Genomic DNA, 18,207 nt, shown 5'->3' on the forward strand with positions numbered 1-18,207 from the left:
GACACTACCCGCCTGGAGAGCTCACGGCGCGCATGTCGAGTCGGGACGGACAGCTCCGACGTACCGGGTATGACAGCCGAGCGAGTACTGCGGACCTACCTCACGCTGGTCGTGGTGTCGACGGGCGCGTCGTCGATGATCTGGGGGATCAACACATTGTTCCTGCTGGACGCCGGTCTGAGCGTCGGGAAGGCGTTCGCCGCGAACGCGTTCTTCACCGCCGGGATGGTGCTGTTCGAGGTCCCGACCGGCGTCGTCGCGGACACGGTCGGCCGGCGTGCGTCGTACCTGCTCGGGACCGCCACGCTGATGGGCACGACGCTGCTCTACCTGTTGCTGTGGCGCACCCACGCCCCGTTTGTGTGGTGGGCCGTGGTGTCGGCGCTGCTCGGTCTCGGGTTCACGTTCTTCAGTGGCGCGACCGAGGCGTGGCTGGTCGACGGGCTGCATGCGACCGGGTACCGCGGCTCGCTGGACGACGCGTTCGCGAAGGGACAGGTGGCGAACGGGATCGCGATGCTGGCCGGATCGATCGGCGGTGGCGTGCTCGCGCAGCTCACGAATCTCGGGATGCCGTACGTCGTGCGCGCCTTGTTGCTGTTGGCCACGTTCGCGGTGGCGTGGCGCTCGATGCGGGACATCGGGTTCACGCCGAAGCCGCGCGTCTCGGTACGCGGTGAGATGCGCGGGATCGTCCGGGCCTCGCTGCGGCACGGCCTGCTGAACCGGCGGGTGCGTTGGGTGATGCTGGCCGGACCGTTCACGGCCGGGGTGAGCGTGTACGGGTTCTACGCCGCGCAACCATATCTCTTACAGCTGTACGGGCACACCGACTCGTACGCCGTCGCGGGTCTGTCGGCCGGGATCGTCGCGGGGGCGCAGATCGCGGGCGGGGCGTCGGCGTCGTCCCTGGCGCGGATCTTCCGGGACCGGATCCGGACGCTGATCGCGGCGATCCTGGTGTCCGGCGTCCTGATCGCGTCGATCGGGCTGGTGACGTCGTTCGGGCTCGCGCTGGTGCTGCTGATGGGGTGGGGGACGATGTTCGCCGCGATGTCGCCGGTGCGGCAGGCGTACCTGAACAGTCACATCCCGTCGGAGCAGCGGGCGACGGTGCTGTCGTTCGACAACCTGCTCGGGTCGGCGGGCGGCGTGGTGATCCAGCCGACGCTCGGTCGCGCCGCGGACGTGTGGGGGTACGGGACGGCGTACCTGGTGTCGGCGGTGATCCAGGCGCTCGCCGTACCGTTCCTCGCGCTGGCGCGGCGTAAACCGGTCGAGAGCCCGCGGACCGAGACCCTAGTCTTGCGGGCGTGACGGCTCGACTGATCATCATCAACGGTGGGTCCAGTTCCGGGAAGACCGGGATCGTGCGGTGTCTGCAGGCGGTCCTGGCCGAACCGTGGCTGGCGCTCAGCGTGGACAACTTCGTGGACGCGCTGCCGGCCGATCTGGAGGGCTCGCCGGACGGCATCCTGATCGGCCCGGGCGGCGAGGTGTCCGTCGGGCCGGCGTTCCGTGAACTGGAAGCGGCCTGGACGGCGGGGCTCGTCGCGATGTGTCGCGCCGGCGGCCGCGTCATCGTCGACGACGTGTTCCTCGGCGGCCCGGCCTCGCAACAGCGCTGGCGCGACGCGATCGGCGACCTCGAGACGCTCTGGGTCGGCGTCCACTGCGCTCCCGAGATCGCCGCCGGCCGCGAGATCGCCCGCGGCAACCGCGCCGGCGGCATGGCCGAGAAGCAGGCGTACGTCGTCCACGAGGGCATCACGTACGACGTCGAAGTCGACACCTCCCACACCGAATCCATCGACTGCGCCCACACCATCGCGAGGCACGTGAACTAGCTATGACCGTCCACGACGGTGAGGGCGTGGATGGTGTGTTCGCGGTGCTCGGTTGCGACTGTCACGGCGTCCGCGCCGGCGAGGATTCGTCGTACTGCTCGGAGGTGGACGGTGCGGTAGGCGGCGACGGTCAGGGCCGCGGTGAGCTCAGGGTCGGGCACGCCCGTGTTCGCCATGGCGGCCGCGATGGCCTGCTCGATGTGATCCGTGAGCTCGCGGGCGCGGGACTGCAACGCCCGGGACTCGGCGATGACCTCCCAGAAGCGGCGGAAGCTCGCGCGGATCGTGGACAGCGGGTGCCCGGCGTCGGCGAGGGCGACCAGCAGATCAGACAGCGCCAGAACCGCGGACGTGCCGGCCGGCCGGTCGTTGATCGCGCCAACGACCAGCGCTTCCGCCTCGGGATAGCGGTCGAAGAGCAGGTCCTCCTTGCGGGCGAAGTGCGCGAACACCGTCGGCCGCGCGACATCCGCCGCCTCGGCGATCTCGGACACCGACACCGCGTCGAACCCGCGCTCGAGGAACAGCCCGGTCGCCACCTCCGAGATCCGGCTGCGGAGCTCGGCCTTCTTCCGCTCCCGGCGGCCGTTCTGGTTCACGCTTGAACCATACCGGATAAAAAGATGTACCGAGTATGACTTTGATTGCTAGGCTGCGGAGCATGCGAGCCATCGGGGTGAACTACGACACCGGCCTGCGGTACGACGGCCGGGACACACACGAGCGCTTCGACGCGGACGTCGTACGCCAGGACCTGGCGGTGATCGCGAACGAGCTGCGGGCTCCCGCGGTCAGGGTCTCGGGGAACGATCCGGACCGGCTGGCGATCGCGGGGGAGGCGGCGCTCGCGGCCGGGCTCGATCTGTGGTTCTCGCCGGTGCCGATGGATCTCGAGCCGGACGAGTTCATCGCCTTCCTGGCCGACTGTGCCGGTCGGGCGGAGCAGCTGCGGCAGTCCGGTCGTGGCGAGGTCGTGCTGGTGCTCGGGTGCGAGCTGTCCGTGTTCTGCAAGGGCTTCATTCCCGGAGCGACGTCGGGGGAGCGGCTCGCGCTGATGGCGGACCCGGCGACCTGGACCGATCCGGCGAAGCTGACCGAGCTACAGGCGGGGCTCGCGCGCTGGGGCGACGTACAGCAGCAGTTGGTGTCGGCCGGGCGTACGGCGTTCGGTGGCCGGATCACGTACGCCGCCGGGATGTGGGAGGACGTGAACTGGGACCTCTTCGACATCGTCAGCGTCGACGCGTACCGGGACGCGGCCAACCGGGCGACCTTCGCCGACGAGCTCGGGGCCCGGTCGAAGTGGGGGAAGCCGGTCGTCGCGACCGAGTTCGGCTGCTGCGCGTACCGCGGCGCCGGAGACCGCGGCGGGACCGGCTGGATGATCGTGAACCGCAGTGTCGACCCGCCGGCGCTCAACGGTGCCTACGAGCGACGGGAGGAGGAACAAGTGGAGTACCTGTACGGACTCGTCGAGGAGTTCGACCGGATCGAGCTGGCGGCGGCGTTCTGGTTCAGCTACGCCGGCTTCGGTCTGCCGCACCGCCCGGACGATCCGGAGCACGATCTCGACCTCTCGTCGTACGGGCTGGTCGCGGTCGGGGACGACGGGGAGCGGACGCCGAAGCGGGTGTTCGGGGCGCTCGCGGAGCTGAACAGTCGGCGGTCTTAGACCGGCGGGTACATTTGCTGATGTGTTGACAGCGAAGGGTGCGGCGACGCGGGAGCGGATCGTCGCGGCGGCCGCGGCCGAGATCCGCGAGCGTGGGATCAGTGCGGTGAAGCTCGACGACATCGGGCAGCGCAGCCGGACCGGGAAGAGCCAGCTCTTCCACTACTTCCCCGAGGGCAAGGAGCAGCTGCTGCTCGCTGTCGCCGAGCGCGAGGCCGAGCGGGTGCTCGAGGACCAGGAGCCGCAGCTCGGACAGCTGACCAGCTGGGACGCCTGGCGCGAATGGCGGGACGTCGTCGTCGAGAAGTACCGGCGGCAGGGCGTGAACTGCCCGCTCGGTGTCCTCATCACCGAGATCGGCCGGCACACGCCCGCCGCGCAAGCGGTCACCGCGACGCTGCTCGCCCAGTGGCAGGAGCGGCTCGCGACCGGCATCGAGGAGATGAAAGCGGCGGGCGAGATCCGTGCCGACGTGGATCCCGCCCGCGCTTCGGCCGCGCTGATCGCCGCGATCCAGGGCGGCGTCGCGATCCTGCTGTCGTCCGGATCGTCGACCCACCTGGAGTACGCGCTCGACCTGTGCCTGGACTACCTCAGCGCCAATTGAGCACCGGCGGCTGATACCCGACCGGCTTGTCAGCGACCTTCACGCCGGGGTTCACCAACCAGCCCTGGTACTCCGGCGTGAACATCCGGTACACCGACGACGGCGGTACGGCGCTCGCGTCGTCGAGCGCCGCCCGCAGCTCGGCCGGGAGCTCGAAGTCGAGCGCCGCGATACTCGACTCGAGCTGCTCCGGGCGACTCGCGCCCACGATCGCCGAGGCCACGCCCGGTTGAGTTGCGGCCCAGTTGACCGCCACCTGCGCCATCGTCACGCCCAGCTTGTCCGCCACCTCCCGCACGGTCGTCAGCAGGTCCCACTGCCGGTCGGTCCAGGACTGTCCGGCCGCCCCGTCACCGGTGAGCCGGCCCTCGCCCGCCATCTGCTGCGCGGCGTCGCGCTGGTACTTCCCGGTCAGGAAGCCACCGCCGAGCGGGCTCCACGCGGTGATCCCCAACCCGAGTTGCTGCGCCATCGGGACGTGCTCGGTCTCGACGGTCCGCTCGATCAGCGAGTACGGCAGTTGCAGGCTGACCATCGGTGTCAGCGAGTGCGCGTCGGCGAGAGTCTGCGCGCGAGCGGCGTACCAGGCCGGTACGTCGGACAGGCCGGCGTACCGGATCTTGCCCGCGCGGGCGAGGTCGTCGAGGGTCCGCAGTACCTCGTCGACTCCGGTGATGCGGTCCCAGGTGTGCAGCAGGAAGAGGTCGACGTAGTCGGTGCCGAGCCGGCGCAGCGATTCATCGAGGGCGCGGATCAGGTGCTTGCGGCTGTTGCCGCCCGCGTTCGGGTCGCCGGTGTCGACGCTGTTGGTCGCCTTGGTGGTGAGCACCATCCGCTCCCGGACGCCCGCCTCGGCGATCAGCCGGCCGAGGATCCGTTCGCTCTCACCCGCGGTGTAGAAGTCGGCGGTGTCGATGAAGTTGCCGCCCGCCTCGATGTAGGCCCGGAAGATCGCCCGGGCCTCGTCCTCGGTCTTCCCGTACGGCGCGTGGAAACCCGCCTGGCCGAAGTTCATAGTGCCCAGCGCGAGCCGGCTGACGCGCAGTCCGGAGCGGCCGAGCAGGTAATAGTCGTCAAGTGCCATGACCACAGCGTTGCTCGGGAAAAATGGACCGGCAAGTACAAAGACTCGGTGCCTGTGGGTTCAGAGGGCCGTGTAGCCACCGTCGACGGGCAGCACGGCACCGGTGACGTAGGCGGCCGCGGGCGAGGCTAGGAACGCGTACGGCGCCGCGATCTCGTCGACCGTCGCGCGCCGGCCGAGCGGCGTGAACGTGCTGATCCGCCGGTCGGAGGCGATCCCACGACTCGACCCAGTCACCACGGCAGCAGTACCCGACAGGCCGAAGATCTCACTCATGCGCCAAACGGTAGTGCGTGAAAGGATTTGACGATGGGCCTGTCTGAACAGCAACGGATCGTGCTCGAGCGGTTGGCGGAGTTTGCCGTGCCTGGGGCGGGTGGTGGGGCGGTCGGGTTCGTTGAGCAGGTGGTGACGGTGGATCGGCCCGACTGGCTGGCGCGGGTCGAGCGTGGGCTGGCGGTGGAGCTCGATCGGGTGCTGGACGACCCGGACGGTGCCTGGTTGGTGCGGTTGATCGCGCAGGGGTACTACGCGCAGCCCGGCTCCTGGGAGTCGGTCGGTTGGCGTACGCCGGAGTTCGCGCCGGTGCAGACGTCGCTCGACGTCACGGCGCGCGAGGACCTGGGGGAGCGGTACGACTCCATCGTGATCGGCTCAGGCGCCGGCGGAGGTGCCACGGCGCAGGTGCTCGCCGAGTCGGGGCGATCGGTGCTCGTCGTGGAGCTGGGGAGCTACCCGTCGACGGAGTCGCTCTCGCACGACCACCTGCGGAACCCGCGGTCGGTCGTGGGGTTGCCGGCGGCAACGGATCCGGACCCGACCGGGCGGCCGCGGGTGTCGGTCGTGGATGGGGTCCGGAGCCAGGTGCTGCCGCCCGACGGCGGGTGGGGGAACAACGCGTTCACGGTCGGCGGCGGCACCCGCGTGTACGGCGCGCAGGCCTGGCGGTTCGTCCCGCGCGACTTCCGGATGGCGACGACGTACGGCGTACCGGAAGGCAGTGCGCTGGCCGATTGGCCGATCTCGTACGACGATTTGGAGCCTTACTACTCGTTGGCGGAGCAGCGGTTCGGAGTGAGCGGCGGCGGCGTCGACCCCTGGCACGACTCGCGATCGATCCCGCTACCGATGCCGCCGTTGCCGAGGACCGGGCCGGCGCATCGGTTGGCGGCTGCCGCGGAGCGGTTGGGGTGGGGGACTCTCGACGTACCGCTGCTGATCAACTCGGTCGACTATCAAGGGCGGTCCGGGTGCGTGCGGTGCGCGCAGTGCGTCGGGTTCGCGTGTCCGGTGGAGGCGAAGAGCGGGACCCATAACACCGCGCTCCCCGCGGCGTTGGCCACCGGCAACTGCACGTTGGTCACCGAGACGACGGCTGAGCGCTTGGTGACCGATTCGACCGGCCGGGTCGTCGGCATCGCGCTGGCCGCGAGTGACGGGTATGGCGGGATCTGGCGACGCACCGTCGCGTGCGCGGAGGTCGTGGTTGCCGCCGGCGCGTCGGAGACCCCGCGGTTGTTGCTGAACAGCGCGCACGACGGCGAGCCAAACGGTCTCGGCAACGACCAGGACCAGGTCGGCCGGCATCTACAGGCCCATGTGTACGCCGGAGCGGTCGGGCTGTTCGAGGACGAGGTGATGGATCTCGTCGGGCCCGGGGTGTCGATCGCGACCTGCGACTTCCGGCACGGGAACGACGGGATCGTCGGCGGCGGGATGCTCGCGAACGAGTTCGTGCCGACACCCGCCTCGACGTACGACTATCTGACCGGGGCCGGGATGATTCCGGTCGCCGGGGTGGAGAGTCAGCAGGCGATGCGGCGCGAGCTCCGCCGGATGCTGCGGGTGGTCGGTCCGATCCAGGAGGTGTCGTCCGCGGAGTCCAGGGTCCGCGTCGACCCCTCGGTGGTCGACCGTTTCGGCAACCCGGTCGTCGTCACCAGCGGCTCGATCCATCCCGAGGACGCCCGGGCCCGGGCCTTCATGAGCGCCAAGGCCAGGACGTGGCTGGAGGAGGCCGGTGCGACCCGCACAGCCGTCGGCGGCCTAGGTACGTTGGGCCAGGCCAGCACCGGCCAGCACCAGGCAGGCAGCTGCCGGATGGGCGACGACCCGACGCGTTCGGTCACCGACCCGAACGGCCGGCTCTGGGGCCACGAGAACGTCTGGATCGCCGACGCGTCGCTGCACGTCACCAACGGCGGCGTAAACCCGGTCCTGACGGTCCTGGCCAACGCCCTCCGCGTCGCCACTCACATCACCCGCGCCTGAGCCCCGTCGCTGGCGGGTTGCTTGACCGCGGGCGTGTTGCAACCCGCCACCGCTGACATAACCCGCCAGCCGTAACGGCTCAGCCGACGCGGGAGATGCCGACGCCGCTGCGGGCCTCGCGGCCGTACTTCGTGATCTCGGCGGCGAGGTCCAGGCGGGAGATGCCCGTCTTCTCGCGGTCCTCGTCGGTGAGCAGGTCGGCCGGGATGATCCAGACGATCTCGAACTCGAGGCCGTCCGGGTCCTTGCCGTAGAGCGACTTCGTGGTGCCGTGGTCGGACGCGCCGACCAGGGCGCCGTGCTCGCTCAGCTTGCCGGCCAGTTCCTCGAGGTCACCGAGCGTGTCGACCTCCCACGCGAGGTGGTAGAGCCCGACCGACGTCCGCCCGGCGCCCGACGGAGCGGCCTGGGATCCGATCTGGAACAGGCCGAGGTCGTGGTCGTTGCTGGAACCGGGCGCCCGCAGGAACGCTGCTCCCTGGATCGCGTCACCGGTCTCGGTGTACCCGAAGCCGAGGACGTCTCGGTAGAACGCGACGCTCGCCGCGACGTCGCGTACGTACAGAACTGCGTGGTTCAACCGGAAGATCGCCATACCGCCATAGTAGTTGAAGACTCAACCGAATTCTAGCGGCGACGGCGAGGCTTCTTCTGCGGCGCTTTCCGCTGGGCCGGCGCCTTGGTCGTCCGCTTCGGCTCCCGCGTGGTTTTGGCGGGGCCGCGGGTGCTGTTCACGGTGCGTCCGCGGACGATGCCGATCAGGTGCTCGACGAGCTCGCTGGTCTCGTCCTCGGGCCAGCTGAGCGCGACCTGCGACTCAGGTACGCCGGTCAGCGGGCGGTACGTCAGGTCCTTGCGGTGATGCAACCGGGCGAGGGACTGCGGGACCACCAGCACACCGGTGCCCATGGCAACCAGCTCGACCGCGTCGCCGGTCCGCGCCGGCCGCTCCTCGATCAGCCGGCCGGGCGGCCGTTCCCAGTCGAGTACGTCGTCCCGCGGGTGCAGCACCAGTTCGTCGGCGAGATCGTCGACGGTGACCTCGTCGGCGGCCGTGATCACGTGGTCCTTCGGAACCACGACCACCGTCTGCTCGACGTACAGCGGGATGGCGTGCAGGCCGGTCCGGTCGATCGGGAGGCGCAGCAGCACCGCGTCGACCTCGGCGCGGCGGATCAGGTCGGGCGCCTCGGCGGCGGTGACCTGGACGAGTTCGAGCGGGACGCGGGGGAGGCGCTCGGCCCAGATCCGCACCCATTTCGCGGGGGTCACGCCGGGAACGTAGCCCAGCCGGAATCCGGTCACGGTGCTGAGGTTACCGGGCGTTACGCTGCTCCCATGACGGCGCGTAAGACGCAGACGATGAAGCCCGCGACGGCGGCGAAGAAGCTCGGGGTGTATCTCGAGGCCACGCCCGCGGAGTTCCAGGACGGAGTCGTGTCGCGCGACGAGCTGAACGCGCTGCAGGCGGACCCGCCGGAATGGCTGCGCGACCTGCGCCGCGACGGTCCGCACCCGCGCGCGGTGGTGGCCGCGAAGCTCGGTGTGTCGATCAGCGGGCTTGCGCGGGCCGGTGTCACCGAGGCGCTCACCACCGCGCAGATCGAGGACATCAAGTCGGACAACCCCGACTGGCTCGAGCACGAGCGCGCCACCCAGGCGGAGGTCCGCCGCCAGGCCGCCGACCTGAAGACCCGCGACTAACCGATCCGGACCCGGAGGCGGCGGAAGCCGCGGCCCTTGCTCTCCATCTTGACCACGTCCATCCGGCCGATCAGGGCGGTGGAGGCGACGTGGGTGCCGCCGTCGGCCTGCGTGTCGAGGCCGGCGATGTCGACGATCCGGACGATCTCGATGTCCGGCGGCAGCAGGTTGGTCGCCGTCCGGATGATGTCCGGGATCGCGAACGCCTCCTCGCGCGGCAGGTTGCTGACGGTGATCCGGCGGTCGGTGCGGATCTCGGCGTTGACGGCCTCGGCCACCCGGTCCTTGAAGTCCGGCGGTACTTCGGCCAGGTCGAAGTCCATCCGCGCCGACAACGGCTCCATGTTCCCGCCGGTGACCAGCGCCCCGAAGTCGCGGAACACCACGCCGGTCAGCACGTGCAGCCCAGAATGCGTCCGCATCAACTGGGTACGCCGTTCGTCGTCCAGCGCACCCCGCACCGCGGTCCCGACCGGCGGCACCGGATCGCCCTCGTGCGGGACGAGGTACAAATCGTCGCCCTTGACCGTCCCCACGATCCGCGTCCGCACGCCGCCCCACAGCAGCACGCCCTCGTCCGGCGGCTGCCCACCACCGCCCGGGTAGAACGCCGACCGATCGAGCACGATCCCGCGGTCCGGATCCACGCCGACGACCGTCGCGTCCCACTCCCGCACCGACGCGTCGCCAAGATCCAGCCGATCCGTGTGCCCATGCTGACTGCCCGTGTCACTCATGACTCCACCAGTTCGGTGAAGGCGTCTAGTGCCTTGCGGATGTTCTCGACCGAGTTCGCGTACGAGAAGCGCAGGTAGTTCTCGCCGTATGCGCCGAACGACGTACCGGGGAGGCAGGCGACGCCGGCTTCGTCGAGCAGGCGGTCGGACAGCGTCGCCGCCGGCATCCCGAGTTCGGTGATGTTCGGGAACGCGTAGAAGGCGCCCTCGGGCTCGACGCAGGACACACCGGGTACGGCGTTCAGGCCGGACACGATCACGTCGCGGCGTTCGCGGAACGCTGCGAGCATCCGGTCGACGTCGTCCCACGGACCCTCGAGCGCGGCGATCGCGGCGTGCTGGCTGAACGCCGACGTACACGACACCGAGTTGATCATCAGCCGGGTCACCGGCTCGACCAGCGGCTCGGGGAACACCCCGAAGCCCAGTCGCCAGCCGGTCATCGCGAACGTCTTCGACCACCCGTCGAGCAGGATCGTCCGCGACGCCATCCCGTCGAAGTCGAGGACGCTGTGATGCGTACCGTCGTACCGCAGTGCCCAGTAGACCTCGTCGCTCAGCACCACGAGGTCGTGCTCGATCGCGATCTCGGCGATCTCGGCGAGTTGCTCCGGGGTGGAGACGCTGCCGCACGGGTTGTGCGGCGAGTTCAGGATCAGCAGCTTGGTCCGCTCGGTGACCAGGGACCGCAGCTCGGCCGGGTCGATGGCGAACCCGTTCTCCTCGCGCAGCGGCACCGGCACCGGCTTCGCCCCGGCGAACGACGCGATCGACGCGTACATCGGGAACCCGGGGTCGGGGTACAGCACCTCGTCGCCTTCCTCGCAGAGGGCGAGGATGGTGAAGAACATGATCGGCTTCGCACCGGGCGTGATCAGCACCCGGTCCGGCGTCGTCCGCAGCCGACCGGTGCGCTCGAGGAAGTCCGCGACCGCGGTCCGCAGCTCGGGGATGCCGGGGGCCGGCACGTAGTGCGTGAAGCCCTTGTCCAGGGCCTGCTGCGCGGCGGCGATCACGTGCGCCGGAGTATCGAAGTCCGGCTCACCGATCTCCAGGTGCACGATCTCCCGACCCCGGGCCTCCAGGGCCTTCGCCTTCGCGAGCACCTCGAACGCCGATTCGGTGCCCAGCCGGTCCATCCGCGCAGCAAGCTTCACGGCCTCAGCCTAATCTCACATCTGATCTCAAGCCGGGTGCGGCCCGTACGGGAACAGCCGGTTCCGGTCGTACGCCGCCCGGATCCCGGCCAGCCGCGCGAACGTCGCCGCCGGCCAGGACGCCTCGTACGAGCCCGGCAGCGCGAACCCACCGGCGAAGTTCACCGTGGTCTCGTCGGACACCCAGTCCCGCAATGCCGCCAGCACCCCGTCAACCGTTGCCGGAAGCACCTTTTCGAACAGCCCCGGATCCGGTACGCCGATCATCGTCATCGTGAACGCCCCGGACCGGCCGCCGACGGCACTGCCCTCGGGGACGTCCCGCTCCGTCGCCCCGCCGAGGTGCCGCAGCTCGACCGCGACCAACGGCACCTGCTGGTCCGGGCCGACCGCGTCCAGGAACGCGGCGACGAAGCCGGCGTCCATCTCGGTCAGCATCAGCCCGCGGTCCCACGACGGTGTCGGGGCCTTGGGATCGTTGTGGATCAGTGCGATGTCGCTCGCCGGCATCTCACCGACCGCGTCGATCAGCGCCGTCCCCGCGTCCCGGATTGGCTGGAACAGGCGTTTGCCCTCCGTCGCGTCACCGACGTACGCGAACCGGACGTTGATGACGGTCTTGCCGCGCAGCGGTTCCGGGATGAACTCGAGCGGTGGCAGCCGCAGGATCACCACCGAGGAGTTGGCCTCCTCGGGCAGCGTCTTGGTCCACTCGGCCCAGGCGCTCAGCACCGGCGCGACGTACTCGGCGTCGAAGAACACCGAACCGCCGTACAGGGTGCTCAGCTCGACGAGGGCGAAGTCCATCGCGGTGACGATGCCGAAGCCGCCCTTGCCGCCGCGCAGCGCCCAGAACAGGTCGGCGTTCTCGGTCGCGTTCGCGGTGACGATCTCGCCCGTCCCGGTGACGACGCGGAACCCGCGGGCCCAGTCGGACGAGAAGCCGTAGGTGCGGGCGAGCGGACCGAGTCCACCGCCGAGCGTGTACCCGATGCAGCCGACCGCGTCGGAGCCGCCGGTGATCGGTGCGAGACCGTGCGGCGCCGCGGCCGCGATCACCTCGGCCCAGCGGTTCCCGGCCGCGATCTGTGCGATCTTCGCGTCCGGGTCCACGGTGAGGCCGGTCAGCCGTGTCGTGGTGACCACGATCCCGTCCTGGATCGGGTTCGGGATCCCGTGGCCGGTCGCCAGCACGCGGACCGGCGTACCGCTCTCGGCCGCCACGCGGACCACCGCGACCGCGTCGGCCTCGGACGTCAGCCCGACCACCACGTCGGGTGTGTGCGTCACGGCAAGGTTGAACCCGGACAGTTCCTCGGCGTACCCCTCGGCCTCCGGTGTCAGCACCGGCCCGGCGACTTCGCTGCGTAGCCGGTTGATCATTTCCTGAGTCATGTGTTGTTCCCTCCCTGCCGGGCAGTTTCGCGCACGGCGGGGTCACGTAGCAGAGCCCGAAAACACGCCTGGGGAGGGGGCCGACTCGACGGTAACGGCCAAGGACTGAAAGCCTGTGCCAGCGGCAGCTGTCTTCTGCGATCCAGGGGAGAGGTCTGCCCGCGAAGCTCAGGGTGAGACATGGAGGCGGTCGGTGTTCAAGCGTATCGCAATAGTGAACCGGGGAGAAGCCGCGATGCGGCTGATCAACGCGGTCCGGGAAGTCAACGCCGAAGGCGGTGACCCGATCGAGACCGTGGCCTTGTTCACCGACGGCGAGCGTGCCGCGACCTTCGTCCGGGCGGCGGACATCACGTACCCGCTCGGCCCGGCGTCGGCCCGGCCGTACCTGGACCTCGCGGTCCTGGAGCGCGCGCTCCGCGAGACCGGGGCCGACGCGGCCTGGGTCGGCTGGGGCTTCGTCGCCGAGGACCCGGCGTTCGGCGAGCTGTGCGAGCGGATCGGCGTGACCTTCATCGGCCCGTCGGCCGAGGCGATGCGCAAGCTCGGCGACAAGATCGGCTCGAAGCTGATCGCCGAGGAGGTCGGCGTACCGGTCGCACCCTGGAGCCGCGGGGCGGTCGAATCGCTGGACGCCGCGCTCGAGGCGGCCGAGCGGATCGGCTACCCGTTGATGCTCAAGGCAACGGCCGGCGGCGGTGGCCGCGGCATCCGGGTGGTGCGCTCCGCGGACGAGCTGTCCGACGCGTACGCGCGGACCAGTGACGAGGCGGCCCGCGCCTTCGGCAGCGGCATCGTCTTCCTGGAACGCCTCGTCACCGGTGCCCGGCACGTCGAGGTCCAGGTGATCGCCGACGGCCAAGGTACGGCGTGGGCGCTCGGCGTCCGCGACTGCTCGGTGCAGCGCCGCAACCAGAAGGTGATCGAGGAGTCGGCCTCGCCGCTGCTCGCCGCGTCCCAGGTCGAGGACCTGAAGGCGTCCGCTGAGCGGCTGGCGCTCGCGGTCGGCTACCAGGGCGCCGCGACCGTCGAGTTCCTGTACCACCCGGGCGAGAAGTCGTTCGCGTTCCTCGAGGTGAACACCCGCCTCCAGGTCGAGCACCCGATCACCGAGCTGACCACCGGGTTCGACCTGGTGAAGGCCCAGCTGCACGTCGCGTCGGGCGGCCGGCTGGAGGGCAGCAAGCCGCTCGAGAGCGGCCACGCGGTCGAGGCCCGGCTGAACGCCGAGGACCCGGACCGCGACTTCGCGCCGTCGCCGGGGCGGATCACCGTCCTCGACCTGCCGGCCGGTCCGGGGATCCGGGTCGACACCGGCGTCAGCGCCGGCGACAGCATCCCCGCCGACTTCGACTCGATGATCGCGAAGATCATCGGCTACGGCCGGACCCGCGAGGAGGCGATGGCGCGGCTGCGGCGGGCGATGCAGGCGACCACCGTGCTGATCGAGGGCGGTGCGACCAACAAGAGCTTCATCCTCGACCTGCTCGACCAGCCCGAGGTGATCGACGGCAGCGCGGACACCGGCTGGATCGACCGGGTCCGCGGCGAGGGCCGCCTGGTATCGCACCGGCACTCCGGCGTTGCGCTGGTCGCGGCCGCGATCGAGGGGTACGAGGACGCCGAGCAGGTCGAGCGGATCCGGCTCTTCGAGACCGCGCACGGCGGCCGTCCGCAGGTGCAGCACGAGGTCGGTCGCGCGATCGACCTGAAGCTGCGCGGCGCGAGCTACCGGGTGACCGTGGCGCGGATCGGTCCGGACCGGTTCCGGGTCGGTGTCGGCAACGGCAACGACCACCTGAAGATGGTGGACGCCGAGCTGGAGCGCCTGGACGAGTACACGAGCCGGCTGCTGGTCGGCGGGCAGCGGTTCCGACTCGTCACCGCGACCCACGGCCCGGTGCACCTGGTCGAGGTCGACGGCGTGACCCACCGCGTGAGCCGCGACGAGGGCGGCGTACTGCGTTCGCCCGCGCCGGCGCTCGTGGTGGCGACGCCGGTGCAGGCGGGGGCCGAGGTCGAGGCCGGCGCGCCCGTGCTGGTGCTGGAGAGCATGAAGATGGAGACGGTGCTGTACGCGCCGTTCAAGGCGACCGTGAAGGAGCTGCAGGTCTCGACCGGCAGCCAGGTCGAGACCGGTGCGCCGCTGCTCCGCTTGGAGCCGGCCGCCGACGAGGGTGCCGCGGAGGCGGCTGCTCCGGTGCAGAACGGCGTCGAGCTGGACCTGCCGAACGGGACGGGGGAGAAGTCCGCCGTCGAGCGCGTCGAGCGCGGGCTGGACGACCTGCGGAGCATGCTGCTCGGGTTCGACATCGACCCGCAGGACGAGGGCGGCATGCTGGCCGACTACCTCGCTGCCCGGTCGGAGCTCGCGCACCAGCAGTCCGGGCCGCCCGTCGGCGCCGAGATCGAGCTGCTGACGGTGTTCGCGGACTTCGCCGAGCTGAGCCGGAACCGGCCCGCCGGAGCGGACACCAGCATCGAGAACCGGGTGCACAGCCCGCGCGAGTACTTCTACACCTACCTGCAGAGCCTGGACCCGGACCGCGGCGGGTTGCCGGCCGAGTTCCAGGGGCGTCTGACGCGGGTGCTGAGTCACTACGGTGTGACTGCGCTGGAGCGGAGCCCGGAGCTGGAGGAGGCGGTCTTCCGGATCTTCCTGGCACAGTTGCGCTCGACTCCCGACGTACTGATCGTGACGTCGGTGCTCCAGCGGTGGATCGCCGAGCCACTGCCGGAGACGCCGTACGGCGAGTCGGTGCACGAGCTGCTGGACCGGTTGGTGCTGGCCACGCAGCTGCGGTTCCCGGTGGTCGGGGACCTGGCACGGAGTGTCCGGTTCCGCTGGTTCGACCAGCCGCAGGTGGACGCCGAGCGGGCGTCGATCATCGCGGGTGTCGGTGACGAGGTGGCCGACCTGGCCGCGAACCCGGACGCGCCGGACCGGCAGCAGCGGGTGGACGCGCTGGCCGCGATCCCGGAGCCGATCGTCCGGTTCCTCGCCGAGCGGCTGGAAGGCGGCTGGAGCGAGCGCGAGCCGATGCTCGCGGTGCTTGTCCGGCGGCACTACCGCGAGTACGAGCTGCACGACCTGCGGGAGTTCGCGGTCGACGGGCGGCCGTTCGCGACCGCCAGCTACTCGATCGACGAGAAGCCGAGTCACCTGGTCACGACGGTCGGCACGGTGGCCGAGCTCGCCGACCCCGACAGCGACCTGTCGCGGGCGCTGACCGCGCAGATCGACGCCCGTACGGCGGGTCACGAGGCGGTCGTCGAGCTCTACCTGCACGGCCCGGAGCTGCCGGAGTCCCAGCAGGAGGCCTCCGACCGCTACCGCCGGCTGGTCGCCGACCTGCCGATCGCCCAGCGGGTACGCCGGATCTCGGTCGCGATCGCCCCGGGCCACGGCAAGCCGGTGTCCTACTTCACCTACCGCCCCGCGGGCGGCTCGATGGCCGAGGACGACAACGTCCGCGGCGTGCACCCGATGGTCGGCCGCCGCCTGAACCTGTGGCGACTGCGCGACTTCCGGATCACCCGCCTGGACGCGCCGGACGACGTACTCCTGTACTACTGCGTCGCCCGCGACAACGAGGCCGACCGGCGGCTCGTCGCGCTGGCCCAGGTCCGTCAGTTCGCGGTCGTCCGCGACGAGGACGGCCAGGTCACGTCGCTGCCGCACGCCGAGCGTGCGATCGCGAACTGCCTGGAGGCGATCCGCCGGGCCCGGACGGCGCGCGGCGCGGCGGGCGCGAAGCTCGACATGAACCACGTCTGGGTGCAGATCTGGCCGGTGGTCGAGGCGCAGGTCGACGAGGTGACCGCGCTGCAGCGCAACATCGCCCCGCTGACCGCCGGCGCCGGGATCGAGGAGGTCCTGGTCCAGGGTCGCGTCGCGGCCCCGGACGGCACGATCAACCCGGTCACGGCCCGGTTCTACTACCAGCACGGCGCCGGCGTCGTGACGTCGGTGGAGCAGCCGCCGACCGGTCGGCTGTTGCCGCTCGACGACTACGCGCAGAAGGTGCAGCGGTCCCGGCGGCGGAACACGATCTACCCGTACGAGGTCAGCGGGATGGTCGCCGGCCAGGGCGGCAGGTTCGTCGAGCACGACCTCGACGACAGCGGCAACCTGGTCCCGGTCGACCGGCCGAAGGGCCTGAACAAGGCCGGCGTGATCCTCGGCCTCGTCACCACGCCGACCGACCGGTACCCCGAGGGCGTCACCCGGGTGGCGCTCAGCGGCGACCCGACGAAGGCGCTCGGTGCGGTCGCCGAGGCGGAGTGCTCGCGGATCATCGCGGCCCTCGACCTGGCCGAGCGGATGCAGGTCCCGGTCGAGTGGTACTCGCTGTCCGCCGGTGCCCGGATTTCGATGGACTCCGGCACCGAGAACATGGACTGGGTCGCGAAGGCGCTGAAGCGGATCGTCGAGTTCACCCAGGCCGGCGGCGAGATCAACGTCGTGGTCGCGGGCATCAACGTCGGCGCGCAGCCGTACTGGAACGCCGAGGCCACGATGCTGATGCACACCAAGGGCATCCTGGTGATGACGCCGGACAGCGCGATGGTGCTGACCGGCAAGCAAACGCTCGACTTCTCCGGCAGCGTCTCGGCCGAGGACAACTTCGGTATCGGTGGGTACGACCGGGTGATGGGCCCGAACGGCCAGGCGCAGTACTGGGCGCCGGACCTGAAGGGCGCCCGGGACGTGCTGATGACGCACTACGACCACACCTACGTCCTGCCGGGCGAGAACGGTCCACGGCGCGCGGTCACGACCGACCCGGTCGATCGCGACGTCACGCCGTACCCGCACGATGTCGCCGGGAGCGACTTCAAGACGATCGGTGAGATCTTCTCGGCGGCGACGAACCCGGACCGCAAGAAGGCTTTCGACATCCGCACCCTGATGCGGGCGGTGACCGACCAGGACCACCCCGTGCTGGAGCGCTGGGCCGGGATGGCCGACGCCGACACCGCGGTCGTGCAGGACGCGCGCCTCGGTGGGTACCCGGTCTGTCTGGTCGGGATCGAGTCCCGGTCGGTGCCGCGCCGGGGCTTCCCGCCCACCGACGGCCCGGACACCTACACCGCGGGCACGTTGTTCCCGCGGTCGTCTAAGAAGGTCGCGCGGGCGATCAACTCCGCCAGCGGCAACCGGCCGCTGGTGGTGCTCGCGAACCTGTCCGGATTCGACGGCTCGCCGGACTCGATGCGCAACCTGCAGTTGGAGTACGGCGCGGAGATCGGGCGCGCGATCGTGAACTTCCGGGGACCGATCGTTTTCTGCGTGGTCTCGCGGTACCACGGCGGCGCGTTCGTGGTGTTCTCGAAGTCGCTGAATCCGTCGATGACGGTGCTCGCGGTGGAGGGTTCGTTCGCCTCCGTACTCGGCGGCGCGCCGGCCGCGGCGGTCGTTTTCGCGGCCGAGGTCGACGCGCGGACGGCCGCAGACCCGCGGGTCGCGACGCTCGCGGAGCGGGTCGGCGAGGCGACCGGAGCCGAGCGCGCGGCGCTGGCGACCGAGCTCGCGGACGTCCGAACCGTCGTCCGGGCGGAGAAACTGGGCGAGGTCGCGGCCGAGTTCGACCGGGTGCACAGTATCCAGCGGGCCCGCGAGGTCGGGTCCGTCGACGCGGTGATCAGCGCGGCCGAGTTGCGGCCACAGTTGATCGAGGCAATCAATTCCGGGGTACCCGGACTGTGATGATTCCTCTAGCCTGGAAGGGT

Annotated in this window: 15 protein-coding genes; 7 read left to right on the top strand and 8 right to left on the bottom strand. The window is 70.5% G+C overall.

Features of this window, described 5'->3' with window-relative positions:
* Nucleotides 1-69 precede the first annotated feature (69 nt).
* Nucleotides 70-1,317: an MFS transporter gene (locus ACWGID_RS20600; protein ID WP_452198754.1), complete on the top strand. Its 1,248-nt coding sequence runs from the start codon at nt 70-72 to the stop codon at nt 1,315-1,317.
* A complete protein-coding gene (gene cpt, locus ACWGID_RS20605; protein ID WP_452198756.1) occupies nt 1,314-1,847 on the top strand; it encodes a chloramphenicol phosphotransferase CPT in 534 nt (177 codons plus the stop codon). Before ACWGID_RS20600 ends, cpt begins: the two co-directional genes overlap by 4 nt.
* Here cpt and ACWGID_RS20610 read toward each other — a convergent pair.
* Nucleotides 1,844-2,446: a TetR/AcrR family transcriptional regulator gene (locus ACWGID_RS20610; RefSeq protein ID WP_452198758.1), complete on the bottom strand. Its 603-nt coding sequence runs from the start codon at nt 2,444-2,446 to the stop codon at nt 1,844-1,846. The genes cpt and ACWGID_RS20610 overlap by 4 nt on opposite strands.
* Before the next feature lie 62 nt (nt 2,447-2,508).
* Between ACWGID_RS20610 and ACWGID_RS20615 the strand changes: the two genes are divergently transcribed.
* On the top strand, nt 2,509-3,519 hold the full coding sequence (locus tag ACWGID_RS20615) for a hypothetical protein (RefSeq protein WP_452198760.1): 1,011 nt from the start codon (nt 2,509-2,511) through the stop codon (nt 3,517-3,519).
* 22 nt (nt 3,520-3,541) lie between these two features.
* Nucleotides 3,542-4,126, top strand: coding sequence for a TetR/AcrR family transcriptional regulator (locus tag ACWGID_RS20620; protein WP_452198762.1), 585 nt, complete (start codon nt 3,542-3,544; stop codon nt 4,124-4,126).
* Here the strand turns inward: ACWGID_RS20620 and ACWGID_RS20625 are convergent.
* A complete protein-coding gene (locus tag ACWGID_RS20625) occupies nt 4,113-5,210 on the bottom strand; it encodes an aldo/keto reductase (RefSeq protein WP_452198763.1) in 1,098 nt (365 codons plus the stop codon). The two genes, ACWGID_RS20620 and ACWGID_RS20625, sit on opposite strands and share 14 nt — an antisense overlap.
* A 60-nt stretch (nt 5,211-5,270) precedes the next feature.
* Nucleotides 5,271-5,486, bottom strand: coding sequence for an SDR family oxidoreductase (locus ACWGID_RS20630; RefSeq protein ID WP_452198765.1), 216 nt, complete (start codon nt 5,484-5,486; stop codon nt 5,271-5,273).
* 33 nt (nt 5,487-5,519) lie between these two features.
* Here ACWGID_RS20630 and ACWGID_RS20635 point away from each other — a divergent pair, with 33 nt between their 5' ends.
* Nucleotides 5,520-7,481: a GMC oxidoreductase gene (locus tag ACWGID_RS20635; protein WP_452198767.1), complete on the top strand. Its 1,962-nt coding sequence runs from the start codon at nt 5,520-5,522 to the stop codon at nt 7,479-7,481.
* Nucleotides 7,482-7,560: 79 nt separating this feature from the next.
* Here ACWGID_RS20635 and ACWGID_RS20640 read toward each other — a convergent pair whose 3' ends face one another.
* Together ACWGID_RS20640 and ACWGID_RS20645 are read right to left on the bottom strand one after the other, a co-directional pair.
* Nucleotides 7,561-8,076, bottom strand: coding sequence for a VOC family protein (locus ACWGID_RS20640; protein WP_452198769.1), 516 nt, complete (start codon nt 8,074-8,076; stop codon nt 7,561-7,563).
* Nucleotides 8,077-8,108: 32 nt separating this feature from the next.
* On the bottom strand, nt 8,109-8,786 hold the full coding sequence (locus ACWGID_RS20645; RefSeq protein WP_452198771.1) for a LysR family substrate-binding domain-containing protein: 678 nt from the start codon (nt 8,784-8,786) through the stop codon (nt 8,109-8,111).
* A 33-nt stretch (nt 8,787-8,819) separates the two neighbouring features.
* On the opposite strand from ACWGID_RS20645, the gene ACWGID_RS20650 reads away from it, so the two are divergent.
* Entirely contained in the window at nt 8,820-9,185 is a 366-nt protein-coding gene (locus ACWGID_RS20650) for a DUF5997 family protein (protein WP_452198773.1), read from the top strand.
* On the opposite strand, the gene ACWGID_RS20655 is transcribed toward ACWGID_RS20650, so the two are convergent.
* The 3 genes from ACWGID_RS20655 to ACWGID_RS20665 are packed head-to-tail and all read right to left on the bottom strand — an operon-like array spanning nt 9,182 to nt 12,474.
* Entirely contained in the window at nt 9,182-9,922 is a 741-nt protein-coding gene (locus ACWGID_RS20655; protein WP_452198775.1) for an alanyl-tRNA editing protein, read from the bottom strand. The genes ACWGID_RS20650 and ACWGID_RS20655 overlap by 4 nt on opposite strands.
* The gene (locus tag ACWGID_RS20660) at nt 9,919-11,079 is read right to left on the bottom strand and encodes a pyridoxal phosphate-dependent aminotransferase (protein ID WP_452198777.1); all 1,161 of its coding nucleotides are present in this window, start codon (nt 11,077-11,079) and stop codon (nt 9,919-9,921) included. The genes ACWGID_RS20655 and ACWGID_RS20660 overlap by 4 nt, the downstream gene beginning before the upstream one ends.
* Before the next feature lie 27 nt (nt 11,080-11,106).
* Nucleotides 11,107-12,474: an FAD-binding oxidoreductase gene (locus ACWGID_RS20665; RefSeq protein WP_452198778.1), complete on the bottom strand. Its 1,368-nt coding sequence runs from the start codon at nt 12,472-12,474 to the stop codon at nt 11,107-11,109.
* A gap of 235 nt (nt 12,475-12,709) precedes the next feature.
* On the opposite strand from ACWGID_RS20665, the gene ACWGID_RS20670 reads away from it, so the two are divergent.
* Nucleotides 12,710-18,184, top strand: a complete 5,475-nt coding sequence (locus ACWGID_RS20670; RefSeq protein ID WP_452198780.1) for an ATP-binding protein — start codon at nt 12,710-12,712, stop codon at nt 18,182-18,184.
* Nucleotides 18,185-18,207: the final 23 nt, after the last annotated feature.

This window comes from Kribbella sp. NPDC054772 (genome assembly GCF_053611945.1).

Bases quoted from the DNA above. Each gene is read 5' to 3' on its own strand.
- ACWGID_RS20600 (WP_452198754.1), top strand. From the start codon at position 70: ATGACAGCCGAGCGAGTACTGCGGACCTACCTCACGCTGGTCGTGGTG.
- ACWGID_RS20615 (WP_452198760.1), top strand. From the start codon at position 2,509: ATGCGAGCCATCGGGGTGAACTACGACACCGGCCTGCGGTACGACGGC.
- ACWGID_RS20625 (WP_452198763.1), bottom strand. From the start codon at position 5,210: ATGGCACTTGACGACTATTACCTGCTCGGCCGCTCCGGACTGCGCGTC.
- ACWGID_RS20630 (WP_452198765.1), bottom strand. From the start codon at position 5,486: ATGAGTGAGATCTTCGGCCTGTCGGGTACTGCTGCCGTGGTGACTGGG.
- ACWGID_RS20635 (WP_452198767.1), top strand. From the start codon at position 5,520: ATGGGCCTGTCTGAACAGCAACGGATCGTGCTCGAGCGGTTGGCGGAG.
- ACWGID_RS20640 (WP_452198769.1), bottom strand. From the start codon at position 8,076: ATGGCGATCTTCCGGTTGAACCACGCAGTTCTGTACGTACGCGACGTC.
- ACWGID_RS20650 (WP_452198773.1), top strand. From the start codon at position 8,820: ATGACGGCGCGTAAGACGCAGACGATGAAGCCCGCGACGGCGGCGAAG.
- ACWGID_RS20655 (WP_452198775.1), bottom strand. From the start codon at position 9,922: ATGAGTGACACGGGCAGTCAGCATGGGCACACGGATCGGCTGGATCTT.
- ACWGID_RS20665 (WP_452198778.1), bottom strand. From the start codon at position 12,474: ATGACTCAGGAAATGATCAACCGGCTACGCAGCGAAGTCGCCGGGCCG.
- ACWGID_RS20670 (WP_452198780.1), top strand. From the start codon at position 12,710: ATGCGGCTGATCAACGCGGTCCGGGAAGTCAACGCCGAAGGCGGTGAC.